The following is a 15,597-nucleotide window of genomic DNA, read 5'->3' as shown; positions in this document are numbered from 1 at the left end:
TGCTGACAAGGGAAAACGCCCCTGGCCATGTGCGATCGGCAAGGCGGCCCCGGTTCTTCTTTACGGTCCGCGGCCCACCGCCCGCTCCCCTTTACGGTGCGGGAAAACGGGCTCGGCGAATGGCCGTGGGCGGCCGGGGAGCGGGGCGGGGCCGTGCGGAGACGGAAGGTGGACGAGCCCGGTGGATGATCCCCGTGGATGAGACGGACCGCGGCATCCTGGTGGAGCTGGACGGCGACCCCCGGGTGCCGATGGCGGAGCTGGCGCGCCGCGTGGGGGTGTCGGTGCCGACGGCGCGTGATCGCGTGCGGCGGCTGACGGAGTCGGGCGTCATCCGCGGCTTCCGGCTCGACGTGGACCCGGCGGCGCTCGGCTACCCGGTCGCCGCCTTCGTGCGCATCCGCCCAGGACCCGGGCAACTGCCCAGGATCATCGAGCTGGCCCGCAGACTGCCGCAGGTCAGCGAGTGCCACCGGATCACCGGCGAGGACTGCTTCCTGCTCAAGGTGCACGCGCCGGACGTCGGCGCCTTCGAGGAGACCCTGGACCGCTTCCTGCTGTACGGGCAGACCACCACGTCCATCATCCAGTCCACGGCGGTGCCGCCCCGCACGCCCGGCCTCGGCTGAGAGCGGGGGCGGCGGCCCTCACCCCCGCAGGAACGGCAGGAGCGCGTCGAGCAGGGCGGCCGGGCGGTGCAGCGGGATGATGTGGCCGCAGTCCTCGATGAGACGCCCGGTCAGCTCGTCGGCGACCGGGCGCAGTTGCCGGTGCAGCGCGTCGCCCACCGGCCGGGCGCCGACGGCCAGGACCGGCACGGTCAGCCGCCCCTCGCCGGTGGCCCGCGCCAACTGGCGGGCGCTGCGCGGCATGGCGCGGTAGTACGAGAAGGCGCAGCGCAGCGACTCGGCCCCGGTGTAGGCGGCCACGAACGCGTCGCGCACCTCGCGGGGCACCCCCTCGCCCAGGGTGCCCGCGTCGAGGAACCAGTCCACGTACGCCCCCTCGTGCCCCGTCAGCACGGACTCCCCGAGGCCGTCAGCCGCGTGGAACCCGAACCACCAGGGCGGCCCCCCGGCCAGGAACTCCTCGGCGCCCGGCAGCGTCCCGAGCAGCGACTCCATCAGCACGAGCCGCCGTACGAGCGCGGGGCGGCGCAGCGCGAGCAGGAACGCCGGGGGCACCCCCGCGTCGATGGCGACCACCGCCGCCGAGCGCTCTCCGAGCGCGTCGAGCAGCGCCCCGGCGTCCCCGGCGAGGGTGTCCGCGTCATAGCCGTCCGCGGCGCGGGTGCTGGCGCCGAGGCCGCGCAGGTCGGGCGCGATCACCCGGTACCGCTCCGCGAGCGGCCCGAGTACGGCGCTCCACAGCCGCCAGGTGTGGGGGAAGCCGTGCAGCAGCAGTACCGCGGGGCCCTCGCCCGCGACCGCCGTGTGCAGGGTGACGCCCCCGCCGACCGGCACCTCGTGCAGCGTGACGTCGGACGGTGCTGTGGCCATACCGGCCCTCCCCGGGTGGTTACCAATGGTGACAAGCCGAACGTAGGTGACTACCGTGGGGGTGCCAAGAACGCACATCGGGGACAGGTGGTGACGCCGTGGTGACCTCCCCCACGGGACGTAAGGCCGCGGGCGCCCGCGGCGACCTCTTCGACCCCGCCTGCCCGACCCGCCGCCTGCTCGACCGGATCGGCACCAAGTGGGTCTCGATGGCCGTCAAGGTGCTCGCGGAGGCGGCGCCTGGCGAGGTCCGCTTCGCGGAGCTGCGCCGCAGGATGGCCGGGATCTCGCAGAAGATGCTGGCCGGCACGTTGCGCGGTCTTGTCAGGGACGGCCTCGTGGCCCGCAGGGTCGAGCCGGCGGTGCCGCCCCGTGTGCACTACCGGCTGACCCCGCTCGGCCTGTCCCTCGCGGAGCCGCTCGCCGCCGTCAGGGCCTGGGCCGAGGAGCACATGGCGGAGATCGACGCCGCGGGCGCCCGCCACGACCGGGAGACGGCCCGCGGGAGCGGGGCCGCGGGCGCCGCCGCCGACTGACCCGGCGCGCCGTGCTCAGAGCCTGCGGGTGATCAGCGCCCGTTTGACCTCCTGGATGGCCTTGGTGACCTCGATGCCGCGCGGGCACGCCTCCGTGCAGTTGAAGACGGTGCGGCAGCGCCACACCCCGTCCCGGTCGTTCAGGATCTCCAGGCGCCGCTCGGCGGCCTCGTCGCGGGAGTCGAAGATGAAGCGGTGCGCGCCCACGATCGCGGCCGGGCCGAAGTACTGCCCGTCCGACCAGTACACGGGGCAGGACGAGGTGCACGCGGCGCACAGGATGCACTTGGTGGTGTCGTCGTAGCGCGCCCGCTCCCGCGGGGACTGGAGGCGTTCCCTGGTGGGCTCGTTGCCGCCGGTGACGAGGAACGGCAGCACGTCGCGGTACGCCTGGAAGAACGGCTCCATGTCGACCACCAGGTCCTTGAGGACCGCGAGGCCCTGCATGGGCTCGACGCTGATCGGGCGCTCCGGGCGGATGTCCTTGATGAGGGTCTTGCAGGCGAGCCGGTTGCGGCCGTTGATCCGCATCGCGTCGGAGCCGCAGATGCCGTGCGCGCAGGAGCGGCGGAAGGTGAGCGTGCCGTCGAGGTCCCACTTGATCCGGTGCAGCGCGTCGAGCACCCGCTCCCGGGGGTCGATGTCGAGCCTGAACTCCTCCCAGCGGGCCTCGTCGGACTCCTCCGGGTTGAACCTGCGGATGCGGAAGGTGGCGGTGATCAGGTGCGAGGCGGCGGGCGGCGCGTCCGCGGTCTCGGGCGTGTCCAGGGTCGGCGTTGCCATCAGTACGTACGCTCCATCGGCTGGTAGCGGGTCACCACGACGGGCTTGTAGTCGAGCCTGACCGACTCGGTGCCGTCGTCCGCGACCTCCCGGTACGCCATCGTGTGGCGCATGAAGGCGGCGTCGTCGCGGTTCGGGAAGTCCTCGCGGTAGTGGCCGCCGCGCGACTCCCTGCGGGCCAGCGCGGACTGCGCCATGACCTCGGCGAGGTCGAGGAGGTTGCCCAGCTCCACGGCCTCCAGCAGATCGGTGTTGAAGCGCCGCCCCTTGTCCTGCACGGACACGCCGCGGTAGCGCACCCGCAGCTCGGCGATCTTCTCCACGGCCGTCTTGATGGTGGCCTCGGTGCGGAACACCATCACGTTGGCGTCCAGGCACTCCTGCAACTGGGTGCGCAGCGTGCTGACGCGCTCGGTGCCCGTGCCGGAGAGCAGCCGCTCGATCTGCTCACTGACCTGCCGCTCGGGGTCCGCGGGCAGCTCCACCAGCGGGTGGGCGGCGGCGTACTCGGCGGCGGCGATCCCGGCCCTGCGGCCGAAGACGTTGATGTCGAGCAGGGAGTTGGTGCCGAGCCGGTTGGCGCCGTGCACCGACACACAGGCCACCTCGCCCGCCGCGTAGAGCCCGGGCACGACGGTGGTGTTGTCCGACAGCACCTCCCCGTGGACGTTGGTGGGGATGCCGCCCATGGCGTAGTGGGCGGTGGGCTGGATCGGCACGGGGTCGGTGTAGGGCTCGATGCCCAGGTAGGTGCGGGCGAACTCGGTGATGTCGGGCAGCTTGGCGTCGAGCTGCTCGCGCGGCAGGTGCGTCAGGTCGAGGTACACGTGGTCGCCGTCGGGCCCGCAGCCGCGGCCCTCGCGGATCTCCGTGTAGATGGAGCGCGAGACGACGTCGCGGGAGGCGAGGTCCTTCATCACGGGCGCGTAGCGCTCCATGAAGCGCTCGCCGTCCTTGTTGCGCAGGATGCCGCCCTCGCCGCGGGCGCCCTCGGTGAGCAGGATGCCCATGCGCCAGATGCCGGTCGGGTGGAACTGGAAGAACTCCATGTCCTCAAGCGGCAGTCCGCGCCGGTAGACGGCCGCCTGCCCGTCCCCCGTGAGGGTGTGCGCGTTGGAGGTGACCTTGAAGAACTTGCCGGTGCCGCCGGACGCGTAGATCACCGCCTTGGCGCGGAAGACGTGCAGTTGACCGGTGGCCAGCTCGTACGCGACGACGCCCGCGGAGTGCCGCACCCCGTCGACCTCGGTGAGGAGCTGGTCGAGCACGTAGAACTCGTTGAAGAACTCCACGCCCGCCTTGACACAGTTCTGGTAGAGCGTCTGGAGGATCATGTGCCCGGTGCGGTCGGCCGCGTAGCAGGACCTGCGGACCGGGGCCTCGCCGTGGCCGCGGGTGTGGCCGCCGAAGCGGCGCTGGTCGATAGTGCCCTCGGGGGTGCGGTTGAACGGCAGGCCCATCTTCTCCAGGTCGAGGACCGCGTCGATGGCCTCCTTGGCCAGGATCTCGGCGGCGTCCTGGTCGACGAGGTAGTCACCGCCCTTGACGGTGTCGAAGGTGTGCCACTCCCAGTTGTCCTCCTCCACGTTGGCGAGCGCGGCGGCCATGCCGCCCTGCGCGGCGCCGGTGTGGGAGCGGGTCGGGTAGAGCTTGGTGAGGACCGCGGTGCGGCTGCGGTCCGTGGCCTCGATCGCGGCGCGCATCCCGGCGCCGCCCGCGCCGACGATGACGGTGTCGTACGTGTGGATCTTCATGTGGTTCCTCGGTCCCGGCGGCCCAGGCGGGCGGCGTTCAGCGGATGTTCGGGTCGAAGGTGAAGATCACCAGCGTGCCCAGCAGCACGGTGAAGACCGTGGCCAGGTACAGCAGCCCCTTCAGCCAGAGCCGGGTGGCGGGCTGCTCCGCGTAGTCGTTGACGACGGTGCGAAGACCGTTGGCGCCGTGCAGCATGGCGAGCCAGAGCATCGCCAGGTCCCACAGTTGCCACCAGGGCGAGGCCCAGCGGCCCGCGACGAACGCGAAGCCGATGCGCGACACCCCGCCGTCCACCACGAGTTGGATGATCAGGTGCCCGACGACGAGCACCACGAGCGCGATCCCGGACAGCCGCATGAACAGCCAGCCGTACATCTCGAAGTTGCCGCGGGTGGACTTCGGGGTGCGCGCGGTGCGGGCGCGCGGGGGCTCGATGACGGGCGCCGGGTGGTCGGCGTCGTAGCGCGGGGCGCCCTCCACGGGGCCTACGGGGTCGCCGGGGGCCTGGGTGATCTCGGTGGACACGGTGCTCAGCTCCCGAAGACGTCGCGGGCGGCGTGCGCCAGGACCGGGTAGACCGCGCCGAGCATCAGCAGCAGCCAGATGCCGAGGGCGCCCCAGAGCATCTGCTTCTGGTAGCGGGCGCCCCGCGACCAGAAGTCGACGGCGATGACCCGCAGGCCGTTCAGCGCGTGGAAGAGGACGGCGGCCACGAGCGCGTACTCGAGGACCGCCACGACGGGCGTCTTGTACGTGGACACGACCCGGTCGTAGTCCTCGGGGGAGACGCGCACCAGCGCGGTGTCGAGGACGTGGACGAACAGGAAGAAGAAGATGAGGACACCGGTGACTCGGTGAGCCACCCAGGACCACATGCCCTCCTCGCCGCGGTACAGCGTTCCACGCTGCACTGTCGGCACCGTCGGCACTGTCGGCACGGAAGAACCCTCCGGGTGCGGGGAGCGGGACCGCGCCGACGCGGGGGTCGGTGGGCCACGGCCGGGTGATCGTCCACCGGCCCCGGCCATCGTAGTCATCTATGGGGCTTTTGCCCGTTATGGGGCCGACCGTGTGATCTCAAACCGACGCGTACGGGCTACCGGTCGGCCCGTCCCGGTCGGCCGCCGCCGGTTGCAGGGGTACGCAGGCCCCGGCGAGGGGCGCGGGCAGGCCGGGCGCGTCGCGCAGCAGCCGGGAGAGCCGCCCGCGGGCGAGCAGGCGCAGCTCGTCGGCGGCGACCACGCGCTCCTCCTCGGGGTCGTTGCCGAGCCTGGCGCGGATCTGGGTGAGCACGTGGTTGAGCGCCTCACGCGGCGCCACCGCGTCCAGGCAGACTACGAAGGCGTGCCCGAAGCGGCTGCGGTACGCGGCGTGGGCGGCGCTCAGCGCGGTGTACGCGGCGCCGCGCCCGGTGCCAGGCGGCAGCGCGAGGGACTCCTGGGTGAGCGCCCACACCAGGTCGGCGGGGCCGAGGTCGTAGGCCGCCTCGTCGGCGGCGGCGAGCAGCGCGTCCACGGTCGGGTACGGCCGGTGGGCGAGCAGCCGGCGCCCCCAGCGGGGGCTGGCGCAGCAGCGCAGCAGCACCCCGGCGGCGGCGTCGGGGTCCGCGGCGTTGAACCGCGCGAGGCGGGTGGCCCGGGAGGTGCGGGCGCCCGGCCGCGGGGCTTCGGGGTCCGCGCGGTGCGCGGACGGCTGTGCGGGCAGCGGGACTCCTCGGCGGTGACGGCGCCATCGGCGGTCGGCCGGTCGGCGGGGCGGGCGAGGGTGAGCTTCCTGGCATCGGTACGCCGATGCGAGGCGGCGCGCGGTCCGCGCTCCCCCGGGGCGGACGGCCACGCGCCGTGGGGTTGGCGAGGTTACAGCGTGGCTGGTGTGGCGTCACGCTAGCGACGCCGGGGGACCGGCATCCGAAAGGCTCATGAGATTCACTCGTACGGGAGGGTTTCCGGGGGTTAAGGCAATTCATTGGACAAGCCGACAAGCCCCACAACCCTTAGGGTCGGGCGTGGTATTCCACCCGCCGTCGGCCGACCCCCGGCAGCAGGCGGGGGACGTGGGAGGAGGTGGGCCGTGGCTCCGGCAACCAGAAGGCGCCGCTCGGGCGGGCGCCGCCCCGCGCGGGGCGGCGCGGTGGCGGCGGGCGCGGTCGTGCTCGCGGTCGCGGCCGTCGCGGTCTCCGTCACGCTCGGCCCCGACAACAGGGCCGCGACCGAGGGCGGCGACGGCACCGCGTCGGCGTCCCCGTCGTCCCCGTCGTCTCCGTCGTCCCGGGCCGCGGGCCACGAGGCCCCTTCCCCGTCACCCACCCGGTCGTATCCGCTCTCGAAGACGCCGGAGACGATCCCCGCCGTGCGCCGCCACACACCCGCGCACGGCCCCGGCTGGAAGCCGGGGAGCGGCGAGCGGGTGGTCGTCGGCGACGACAAGCTCGCCGACGAGGGCAGGCTGATCGCCGACGAGCTGAAGCTGTCGTACGGCGGCAGGGCGAAGGCGGGCGACGGCGACGTGGAGCTTGCGCTCGCCCCGGGCGACGGCGGCTCCGAGTCGTACACCATGCGGGTCTCCGGCGGCCGGGTCCGCATCACGGGCCCCACCGACGCCGGGGTCTTCTACGGCACCCGCACCCTCAAGCAGGAGGTCGCGGGCGGCACCGCGGCCCCCGAGGGCGAGGTGAGCGACGCGCCCGCGAAGCCGCAGCGCGGCTTCATGCTGGACATCGCCCGCAAGACGTACAGCGTGGACTGGATCGAGGACCGGATCAGGGAGCTTGGCGACCTCAAGTTCAACCAGCTCGGGCTGCACTTCTCCGACGACCAGGGCTTCCGTATCGAGTCCGCCACGCACCCCGAGATCGTCTCGAAGGACCACCTGAGCAAGGACCAGGTCCGCGCCCTCGTGAAGCTCGCCGCCAGCCGGCACATCCAGGTCGTGCCCGAGCTGGACTCCCCTGGCCACCTCGGCGCCGTCACCGACGCCCACCCGGACCTGCAACTGCGCAACGCGAGCGGCCAGACCCTCCAGGGCACCCTCGACATCTCCAAGCCGGGCGCCGCGAAGATCGTCGACGACCTCCTCAAGGAGTACGCGCCGCTCTTCCCCGGCCGCTACTGGCACCTGGGCGGCGACGAGTACCTGGCCCTGATGTCCAGCGACCCCACCGCGTCCTACCCCCAGCTCGCCGAGGCGGCCAGGGACAAGTACGGCGCGAAGGGCACCATCGAGGACCTCACCACCGCCTGGCTCAACGGCCGCGCGGCCGTGGTGCGCCCCACGCACGAGTCCCCGAAGGCGTGGAACGACGGCTTCTACGACGGCGGCTCCGTCAGCCCCGACAAGGACCTGGAGGTCGCGTACTGGACGGGCAAGGAGGCGGGCAGGCGCGACCCGCAGGAGTTCCTCGCCGAGGGCAGGAAGCTGACCAACTACAACGACGAGTACCTGTACTACGTCCTCGGCCAGCCCAACGACTTCACCTACCCGACGGGCGAGCGCATCTACGCGGACTGGACGCCGAGGGTGATCCGCGGCACCGAGCCGGTCCCGGCCAAGTACGACGACCAGATCCTGGGCGGCTCGTTCGCCGTATGGGGCGACCAGCCGCAGGCGCAGACCGCCGACCAGGTCGCCGCGGGCATCAAGCTCCCGCTGTGCGCGACGTCCCAGAAACTCTGGGACGCGGGGAAGCCGCCTTTGAGCTGGGCCGCGTTCAAGGGGCTTGCGGGCAAGGTCGTCTGAGGGCCGGCGTGGCCTCGGGCCGCTTGTGCGTGTGCCGGTGCGTCGCGGTTGCTCTGGAAGCGGCCCGCCCAGCCCGGCCGTCGCATCACCCCTGTGGGGCGCCGGTCTCCCATGTCGCCGTCTTCCAGAGTCCGGCCCGGTTCAGGGACTGCGGGCAGTGCAGGTAGATCTCGTCGATGTCCAGCAGGAGGGCGAGGCCGGGCCGCACCCCCTTGACGGCCATGGCGTCGAAGAAGGGGGCGTCGGTGAGAATGCGGGCGCGTCCGTTGACGCGCAGGACGTCCTTGCCGCCGGGTATGAGGAAGAGCAGCCCCGCGTGCGGGTTCTGCATGATGTTGTGGAAGCTGTCGCCGCGGCGATTGCCCGGGCGGTCCGGCAGGGCGATCTGCCCCGCGTGAAGGACGTGCACGAAGCCCGGCCCGCCCCCGCGGGGCGAGGCGTCACAGTTTCCCCGCGCGTCCGCGGTGGCGAGCATGCAGAACGGGGAGCGCCGGATCAGATCCCGGTCTCGCTCGTCGAGCCGGTGGTGGACCTTGTCGACGACGACGGGGTGCGGCTCGCCCAGCAACTCCCGCAACTGCTCGGGCGACCGTAGTTCCGCGAAGCAGGACTCCTCCGCCTCGCCAGGCGGCTGCGTCGCGAGGGTCTGTGTGTCGTGCCGCAAAGCCACTCCTGCCGTCGCGCGGTCGATGAGGTCGCCCTCGGCCCCCTCCGGCGAGGGTGCCCGTATTCCACCCTACCCAGAGCAGGTTAGCCTTACCTAACAAACAGGAGTCCGGCGTTCCGGACTCCGCTGCCGTGTCGGCCGTCGGCGAAGGAATGTTTCTGTGCACCCCTCATGGTGGGCCCTGCGCCCCGCCGCATCATGACCGCATCCGAGCAGTCGAAGACGCTGCTGCCCACCGCCGTCGTCATGCCGCGCAGGCGTGCCGGACGACTTGCCCTCGGTCTTGTCGTGCTGGGCGCGGGGCTCGCGGTCGCGGCGCTGCTCAGCCTCGCCGTCGGGTCGGGCCACGCGTCCCTCTCCGACGTGGTTGCGGGGCTGGTCCATCCCGACCGCGGCGACCCCGCCCAGTTGATCGTGCGGGAGGTGCGCGTCCCCCGCACCGTCGCCGGGCTGCTGGCCGGTGCCGCGCTGGGGCTCGCCGGGACCGTGATGCAGGGTGTGGCCAGAAACCCGCTGGCTGATCCGGGGCTGTTGGGGGTGAACGCCGGGGCGTCCGTCTTCGTCGTCTTCGCCATCAGCGTGCTCGCCGTGACGAGTCCGCAGCAGTACATCTGGTTCGGGTTCCTCGGCGCGTGCCTGGCCGCCACGCTGGTGTACGGGGTGGGAAGCCTCGGCCGCGAAGGGGCCACGCCGGTCAAGCTCGCTCTGTCCGGTGCGGCCGTGGCGGCCGCCCTCGGCTCTTTGACCAGCGCGATGCTGCTGACGGACAGCAGGACCTTCGACCAGTTCCGGTTCTGGCAGGTGGGTTCCCTGGGCGGCCGGGAGCCCGAGGTGCTGTGGCAGGCACTGCCGTTCATCGCCGTCGGCGTGCTCGTCGCCCTCACCCTGGGCCCGCAACTGAACACGCTCGCGCTGGGCGACGACACGGCACGCGGCCTCGGCCAGCGCGTCGTCCTCGCCCGGCTGGCCGGTGCCGTATGCGTGGTGCTGCTGTGCGGGGCCGCGACGGTCGTCGCCGGGCCGATCGCCTTCGTGGGCCTGGCCGTACCGCACGCCGTGCGGCTCTTCACCGGACCCGACTACCGGTGGGTCCTGCCGTACAGCGCGCTGCTCGCCCCGGCCGCACTGCTGTTGGCCGACGTCCTGGGACGGGTCGTCGCGCGCCCCGGCGAGGTGCAGGTCGGTGTGGTGACGGCCGCGCTCGGCGCGATCCCCTTCGTGCTGCTCGTACGACGCAGAAAGACGGTGGCGCTGTGAGCCGGTCCTTCATACCCGGCGCACGGCTCGACGCGGGGGGTCTGAAGGAGGCTTCCGCCCGGGTCGCGGCGGCCCGGCGCCGCGGGCGCCTTCGGTTCACTGCCGTGAGTGCCGGTCTGCTGCTTGCCATGGCCGCCGCCCTGTGCGTCTCGCTCTCCTACGGCGACTATCCGCTGCCGCTGCCCGATGTGGCCGCCACCCTGCTCGGCGGCGGTGACAGCGGCACCCGGGTCGTCGTCCTCGAACTCCGGCTTCCCAGAGCCCTGCTGGCGCCGCTGGTCGGCTGTTGTTTCGGCATGTCGGGTGCGGTCTTCCAGACGCTGTTGCGCAATCCGCTGGCGAGCCCCGACATCATCGGTGTCAGTTCGGGTGCCGGGGCCGCCGTCGTCCTGGCCGGTGGAATCGCGGGCCTCAGCGGCACTCCGCTGTCCTTCTTCGCACTGGCGGGAGCCCTGCTCACGGGCGCGGCCGTCTATCTGCTCGCCTGGCGCAGGGGCATCAGCGGATACCGGCTCGTCCTGATCGGCCTGGGGGTGAGTACGGGCCTGTCCAGCCTCATGTCGTACCAGATGACCCGCGCGGACGTCACCGATGCGCAGGCGGCGTTCCTGTGGCTGGCCGGCAGCCTCAACGGCCGTTCGTGGCCGCAGTTCTGGCCGCTGCTCTTCGGTGCCGCCGTGCTGGTGCCGCTGACCGCCGTCGCGGCCCGGGCGCTGCCCGCGCTGCAACTCGGCGACGAGGCGGCAGGCGGGCTCGGGGCCCGCGTCGAGCGGAGCAGGCTCGCGCTGCTTGCCTGCGCCACCGGCCTCGCCGGTATCGCCACGGCCGCCGCGGGCCCGGTCGGGTTCATCGCCTTCCTGTCCCCGCCCATCGCCCGCCGTCTCCTGCCCGGCCAGGGCGCCGTCCTGCTGCCGTCGGCCGCGGTCGGCGCGCTGCTCGTGTCCGTCGCGGACTTCGCCGGCCAGCACCTGCTGAGCGGCACCCAACTACCCGTCGGCATCGTCACCAGCGTGATCGGCGCCCCCTACCTGCTGTGGCTGCTCGCGCGGGCCAACCGCGTGGGACAGGGCGGCTGACCATGCACACGACCCGCCCTGCGTCTTCCCACCCCGTCGCCCAGGAGAAGCCCGTGGCATCCCCGCACACTCTGCAAGCCCGTGGCCTCGAACTCGGCTACGGCGAACGCCGGATCATCTCCGGCCTCGACATCGATGTCCCGCCCGGGCGGATCACCGTGGTCGTGGGGCCGAACGCGTGCGGCAAGTCCACTTTGCTGCGGTCGATGGCCCGGCTGCTGCACCCGGCGAACGGTGCGGTGCTCCTCGACGGGGCCAGCGTGCACGAGATGTCCACCAAGGAGGTGGCCACGGTGCTGGGGGTGCTGCCGCAGACCCCGGTGGCACCCGAGTCGATCACCGTCGCGGACCTGGTGAGCCGTGGCCGCTACCCCCACCAGGGCTGGATACGGCGCTGGAGCCCGGCCGACGACGAAGCGGTCGCCGCCGCGCTGCACGCCACCGATGTGCTGGACCTGGCCGAGCGGCCGATCGACGAACTGTCGGGCGGCCAGCGCCAGCGGGTGTGGATCGCCATGGCCCTCGCGCAGCAGACAGACGTGCTTCTCCTCGACGAGCCGACGACCTACCTCGACATCAGCCACCAGCTCGACGTGCTTGACCTGCTCACCGATCTCAACCGGCAACGCGGCGTGACGCTTGTCGTGGTCCTGCACGACCTCAACCTGGCCTGCCGCTACGCGGACCACCTCGTCGCGATGAAGGACGGCCGTGTCGTCGCCGAGGGCGCCCCCGCCAAGGTCGTCACCGAAAGCCTCGTGGCCGACGTCTTCGGCCTGCGCAGCATCGTCGTCCCCGATCCGGCCTCCGGCACACCGCTGATCGTCCCGATGGGACGGCACCACATCGACACCACCCTCACCGGGTGACCTCCAACCGGACCTCTACCGTGAAACGAGCACCTCTCATGCCCCTTCGCCGATCCGTCCAGGCATGCGCTCTCGCCGTCGCCCTCATCGGTTCACTGGCGGCCTGCGGCTCCCAGGACGACGACACCCCCGCCGACACCGGACAAGCCTCCTCGGGCAGTTTCCCCGCCCGGGTCCCCACCAAATTCGGCACCGTGACGGTCAAGTCACAGCCCAAGCGGGTGGTCGCCCTGGGCTGGGGGGATGCCGAGACGGCGCTCGCACTCGGCGTTCAGCCCGTCGGCCAGAGCGACTGGCTCGCCTTCGGCGGCGACGGTGTCGGGCCCTGGGCCAAGGGCTCCTACGACAAGTCCCCGCAGAAGATCGGCACGCTGGAGCCCGAGTACGAGAAGATCGCCGCGCTCAAGCCGGACCTGATCCTCGACACCAAGTCCAGCGGCGACCAGACCCGGTACGACACCCTCAGCAAGCTCGCACCGACCATCGGCGTGCCCGAGGGAGGCGACCAGTACAAGACCACCTGGGAGAAGCAGACCACCATGGTCGCCAAGGCACTCGGCGTACCCGGCAAGGGCGAGGACCTGATCGACAGGACCGACCGGCAGTTCACCGACGAGAAGAAGGCCCACCCCGAGTTCCAGGGCAGGACCATCACCCTCGCCTCCCGTACGGCCTCGGGCTGGGGCGCCTACGTACACGGCACGGGCCGCCTCGACTTCGTCGAGCGGCTCGGCTTCAAGAACAACCCGGCCGTGGAGAAGAAGGCCGGCAGTGCCTTCTCCGTGCCGGTGTCGGAAGAGAATCTCCAGATGCTCGACGCCGACCTGCTGGTGATCGCGCCGATCGGCACCACCGCCCGGAAAATCGAGTCCGACTCCCTCTACAAGGCGATCCCGGCCGTGCGGAAGGGGCACTCGCTCGTCTTCGACGACCAGAACCTCAGCCAGGCGTTCGCCACCGAGTCCGTCCTGTCCGTGCGGTACGCCCTCAAGCACGTGGTTCCGCTGCTCGCGGACCGCGTGCGGTGACCTGCGGTGAAGGTGACCTGCGGTTGAAGGGTACGAGGCACGACACGGCCGCGGCCCCATCCGGTCCGGCACCGCATCCGTGATCAGGTGACGCCCCTCAGCATCCCAGGACAGAGACGCCGGCATCGGGCGAACGGCCGGAGCCGCCACCCCCCACAGGAGAGGCTCCGGCCGTCGCACGGCACGGGCCGCGCCGCGGCCCGTACTTCTCTCAGCGTCGGAACGCCCTTTTGTGTCACACCCCACGATGACCCTCACTAGTTGTCCGTTGTACAAACATGGACGCGGGCCGATTCAGTCCGTACCGTGCATTTCGCGCCAGGAGGAGAACAGCCGTCGGCCGTCATGCCTGCGACGGACCGCACGGGGCGACCGCAACCGACAATCGAGGCACCGCGGCGCCGAGCGGACACGCTCGCGCGGGCTGTGCCTCGCGAGGCGCGAAGAGGGGCGTAGTGCTGGGGGACGACGCGGAGTTGACCGCCGCGGTGCTTGCGGCACAGGACGGGGACGAGCACGCCTTCCGTACTGTGTACCGCTCGGTGCACCCACGGCTGCTCGGGTATGTGCGCACGCTGGTGGGGGACTCCGACGCCGAGGACGTGACCTCGGAGTCGTGGTTGCAGATCGCCCGCGATCTGCACCGTTTCGATGGGGACGCGGACCGCTTCAGGGGCTGGGCGGCGCGTATCGCGCGCAACCGCGCGCTTGACCACATACGCATGCGGGGCCGCAGGCCCACGGTCGGCGGTGACGAGAGCGAGCTGACCGCGCGCCCCGCCGCGTCCGACACGGCCGTCGAGGCGCTTGAATCGCTCGGCACGCGCCGCGCCCTGGGGCTGATAGCCGAGTTGCCGCAGGACCAGGCGGAGGCGGTGGTGCTGCGGGTGGTGATGGGGCTCGACGCGAAGACGGCCGCGACGACGCTCGGCAAGCGGCCCGGGGCGGTGCGCACCGCGGCCCACCGCGGTCTGAAGCGGCTCGCCGAGCTGCTGGCCGACGGGGGTTCCGGCAGGGTCGGGCCGGTCGCGGAAGGGGAGGAACTGGACGCTCTGCCTCAGCCACGGTCACGCACGGGTAGCGTGACGTCCGCCGGTGTGACGCAAACTCCCGCGCGTACGCAGAAGGACATGTGATGGCCGACGAGAGCTGTGATTTTCCGGGGGAGCCCTCCCGGTCCCCCGGCCCGAGGCTGGATCGTGACACGGCGGAGCGTCTGCTGTCCGGTGCGGACGTGGCGGACGGGGCCGGCGTCGCGGAAGACCTGGCGTATGTGCTGCGCGCGCTCGGCGGCGCCGGCCGTCCCGCCGGTGTCCTGCCGGGCGAGGAGGCGGCGGTGGCCGCGTTCCGCGCGGTGCGGGAGGCCAGGGGCGAGGCGGTGCGCAGGGAGCGGGTCGGCAGCGCCGTCGGCGCGGGGTCCGGGTACGGCTCCCCGGGGGCGCCCGCGCCCGACGAGGAGCCGGGGACAATACGGCTCGGCAGCGCGGCGCAGACCCGTCAGGGTGTGCCGCGCTGGGGGAGACCCGTCAGATTCGGGCTCGCCGCCGCGCTGGCGGGCTGCATGATCGGCGGGGTCGCGATGGCCGCGGGCGCCGGGATCCTGCCGTTCGGCGGGACCCGTGAGCCGGGCCCCGCGGTGTCGGTGTCGGGCGCGGCGACGCCCGAGCGCCCGCTCGCCTCCCACGCCCCGCGCTCCTCTACGTCCGGCTCCCCTTCCGCGGACGACTCCGACGGCGGCGGCGCCTCGCACGGCGCGGCGGGCGGCTCGCACCAGCCCGAGACCTCGGGCCCCGGCGGCGAGGGCGGGCACGGCAAGGGCAAGGCCAAGGGCGCCACGAAGGGCAGCGGCCGGCAGGGCGAGCCCCAGCAGGGCGGGCAGCACGACGACGACTGGTGGCAGCGCCTCGTGTCCTCCTGCGAGGACTACCGCGGCGGCAAGCCCCTCGACGACGACCGCCGCGCGGGCCTGGAGAGCGCGGCGCACGGCCCCTCCGGTGTCCAGCACCTCTGCGACACGGTCCTCGGCGCCGCGGGCGGCCACGACTCCCCCTCGCCCGGCCCCGGCGACACCTCGGGGGCCGAGGACCCGCACCACGGCGGTTCGGGTTCCGCGGGCGACGACGAGCAGGACGGCGGCGCGGGGCAGGGCAAGCCCCAGGACAGCCCGCCCGACAAGGACCTCAACAACGCGCCGGGCAAGGACGCGTCGGGCTCGGCCGACACGCCCTCGCCGTCGGACACCGCGTCGGGCTCGCCCGGGGTGTGACACTTTTTGCCGCCAGGGCGCAGTAACAAGTAAGCCGACTGGTCATCGGCAAAGGCACCAGCCAGGGTTCCCCCCGTACCCGTGGCTCGTGCTATCGCGCGGGCGGGACACGTTCCCCCGGTCCCG

Annotated in this window: 16 protein-coding genes; 9 read left to right on the top strand and 7 right to left on the bottom strand. The window is 72.5% G+C overall.

Translation table 11 applies throughout. The annotated features are described in order from the left end of the window. The first annotated feature begins 194 nt into the window (after nucleotides 1-194). Entirely contained in the window at nucleotides 195-629 is a 435-nt protein-coding gene (locus tag ACIBIW_RS03085) for an Lrp/AsnC family transcriptional regulator (protein WP_399331270.1), read from the top strand. 18 nt (nucleotides 630-647) lie between these two features. On the opposite strand, the gene ACIBIW_RS03080 is transcribed toward ACIBIW_RS03085, so the two are convergent. Then, nucleotides 648-1,499, bottom strand: coding sequence for an alpha/beta fold hydrolase (locus ACIBIW_RS03080; RefSeq protein ID WP_399331268.1), 852 nt, complete (start codon nucleotides 1,497-1,499; stop codon nucleotides 648-650). Nucleotides 1,500-1,600: 101 nt separating this feature from the next. Between ACIBIW_RS03080 and ACIBIW_RS03075 the strand changes: the two genes are divergently transcribed. After that, the gene (locus tag ACIBIW_RS03075) at nucleotides 1,601-2,035 is read left to right on the top strand and encodes a winged helix-turn-helix transcriptional regulator (RefSeq protein WP_399331905.1); all 435 of its coding nucleotides are present in this window, start codon (nucleotides 1,601-1,603) and stop codon (nucleotides 2,033-2,035) included. A gap of 15 nt (nucleotides 2,036-2,050) precedes the next feature. On the opposite strand, the gene ACIBIW_RS03070 is transcribed toward ACIBIW_RS03075, so the two are convergent. The 5 genes from ACIBIW_RS03070 to ACIBIW_RS03050 all read right to left on the bottom strand — a co-directional run bounded on the left by ACIBIW_RS03070 (nucleotide 2,051) and on the right by ACIBIW_RS03050 (nucleotide 6,277). Beyond that, nucleotides 2,051-2,818, bottom strand: a complete 768-nt coding sequence (locus ACIBIW_RS03070) for a succinate dehydrogenase iron-sulfur subunit (RefSeq protein ID WP_399331266.1) — start codon at nucleotides 2,816-2,818, stop codon at nucleotides 2,051-2,053. After that, a complete protein-coding gene (sdhA, locus tag ACIBIW_RS03065; protein ID WP_399331264.1) occupies nucleotides 2,818-4,572 on the bottom strand; it encodes a succinate dehydrogenase flavoprotein subunit in 1,755 nt (584 codons plus the stop codon). Before sdhA ends, ACIBIW_RS03070 begins: the two co-directional genes overlap by 1 nt. Before the next feature lie 37 nt (nucleotides 4,573-4,609). Further along, nucleotides 4,610-5,098 carry a succinate dehydrogenase hydrophobic membrane anchor subunit gene (locus ACIBIW_RS03060; RefSeq protein WP_399331262.1) on the bottom strand — a complete coding sequence of 163 codons (489 nt, stop codon included), beginning with the start codon at nucleotides 5,096-5,098 and terminating at the stop codon, nucleotides 4,610-4,612. Nucleotides 5,099-5,103: 5 nt separating this feature from the next. Further along, complete coding sequence (gene sdhC, locus ACIBIW_RS03055; RefSeq protein WP_399331903.1) at nucleotides 5,104-5,484, bottom strand: succinate dehydrogenase, cytochrome b556 subunit; 381 nt, start codon at nucleotides 5,482-5,484, stop codon at nucleotides 5,104-5,106. Nucleotides 5,485-5,650: 166 nt separating this feature from the next. After that, nucleotides 5,651-6,277: a 2-oxo-4-hydroxy-4-carboxy-5-ureidoimidazoline decarboxylase gene (locus ACIBIW_RS03050; protein WP_399331901.1), complete on the bottom strand. Its 627-nt coding sequence runs from the start codon at nucleotides 6,275-6,277 to the stop codon at nucleotides 5,651-5,653. Between the two features lie 366 nt (nucleotides 6,278-6,643). Between ACIBIW_RS03050 and ACIBIW_RS03045 the strand changes: the two genes are divergently transcribed. Then, on the top strand, nucleotides 6,644-8,308 hold the full coding sequence (locus tag ACIBIW_RS03045) for a glycoside hydrolase family 20 protein (protein ID WP_399331260.1): 1,665 nt from the start codon (nucleotides 6,644-6,646) through the stop codon (nucleotides 8,306-8,308). An 85-nt stretch (nucleotides 8,309-8,393) separates the two neighbouring features. On the opposite strand, the gene ACIBIW_RS03040 is transcribed toward ACIBIW_RS03045, so the two are convergent. Continuing rightward, nucleotides 8,394-8,972: an MSMEG_1061 family FMN-dependent PPOX-type flavoprotein gene (locus tag ACIBIW_RS03040; protein ID WP_399331258.1), complete on the bottom strand. Its 579-nt coding sequence runs from the start codon at nucleotides 8,970-8,972 to the stop codon at nucleotides 8,394-8,396. A gap of 201 nt (nucleotides 8,973-9,173) precedes the next feature. Here ACIBIW_RS03040 and ACIBIW_RS03035 point away from each other — a divergent pair, with 201 nt between their 5' ends. From ACIBIW_RS03035 to ACIBIW_RS03010, 6 genes are all read left to right on the top strand, one after another. Next, nucleotides 9,174-10,232, top strand: a complete 1,059-nt coding sequence (locus ACIBIW_RS03035; RefSeq protein WP_399331256.1) for a FecCD family ABC transporter permease — start codon at nucleotides 9,174-9,176, stop codon at nucleotides 10,230-10,232. Nucleotides 10,233-10,243: 11 nt separating this feature from the next. Then, on the top strand, nucleotides 10,244-11,308 hold the full coding sequence (locus ACIBIW_RS03030; RefSeq protein ID WP_399331899.1) for a FecCD family ABC transporter permease: 1,065 nt from the start codon (nucleotides 10,244-10,246) through the stop codon (nucleotides 11,306-11,308). A gap of 53 nt (nucleotides 11,309-11,361) precedes the next feature. Further along, nucleotides 11,362-12,177, top strand: a complete 816-nt coding sequence (locus ACIBIW_RS03025) for an ABC transporter ATP-binding protein (RefSeq protein ID WP_399331254.1) — start codon at nucleotides 11,362-11,364, stop codon at nucleotides 12,175-12,177. A 38-nt stretch (nucleotides 12,178-12,215) separates the two neighbouring features. Beyond that, nucleotides 12,216-13,205 (top strand): ABC transporter substrate-binding protein, encoded by a 990-nt coding sequence (locus ACIBIW_RS03020; RefSeq protein ID WP_399331252.1) that lies wholly within the window; start codon nucleotides 12,216-12,218, stop codon nucleotides 13,203-13,205. A 455-nt stretch (nucleotides 13,206-13,660) separates the two neighbouring features. Continuing rightward, nucleotides 13,661-14,341, top strand: a complete 681-nt coding sequence (locus tag ACIBIW_RS03015; RefSeq protein ID WP_399331250.1) for an RNA polymerase sigma factor — start codon at nucleotides 13,661-13,663, stop codon at nucleotides 14,339-14,341. A 98-nt stretch (nucleotides 14,342-14,439) separates the two neighbouring features. Next, nucleotides 14,440-15,471 (top strand): hypothetical protein, encoded by a 1,032-nt coding sequence (locus ACIBIW_RS03010; RefSeq protein WP_399331248.1) that lies wholly within the window; start codon nucleotides 14,440-14,442, stop codon nucleotides 15,469-15,471. Nucleotides 15,472-15,597: the final 126 nt, after the last annotated feature.

The sequence above is a fragment of the Streptomyces sp. NPDC050560 genome (assembly GCF_044457285.1).
In the GTDB taxonomy this organism is placed as follows: Bacteria; Actinomycetota; Actinomycetes; order Streptomycetales; family Streptomycetaceae; genus Streptomyces.
The sequence above is the reverse complement of the archived record's forward strand: the minus strand, read 5'-3'. Positions and strand labels throughout refer to the sequence as shown.

Excerpts from the sequence above, each read along its gene's own strand:
- ACIBIW_RS03080 (WP_399331268.1), bottom strand. The coding sequence starts at position 1,499 with ATGGCCACAGCACCGTCCGACGTCACGCTGCACGAGGTGCCGGTCGGC.
- ACIBIW_RS03070 (WP_399331266.1), bottom strand. The coding sequence starts at position 2,818 with ATGGCAACGCCGACCCTGGACACGCCCGAGACCGCGGACGCGCCGCCC.
- sdhA (WP_399331264.1), bottom strand. The coding sequence starts at position 4,572 with ATGAAGATCCACACGTACGACACCGTCATCGTCGGCGCGGGCGGCGCC.
- ACIBIW_RS03035 (WP_399331256.1), top strand. The coding sequence starts at position 9,174 with ATGACCGCATCCGAGCAGTCGAAGACGCTGCTGCCCACCGCCGTCGTC.
- ACIBIW_RS03020 (WP_399331252.1), top strand. The coding sequence starts at position 12,216 with ATGCCCCTTCGCCGATCCGTCCAGGCATGCGCTCTCGCCGTCGCCCTC.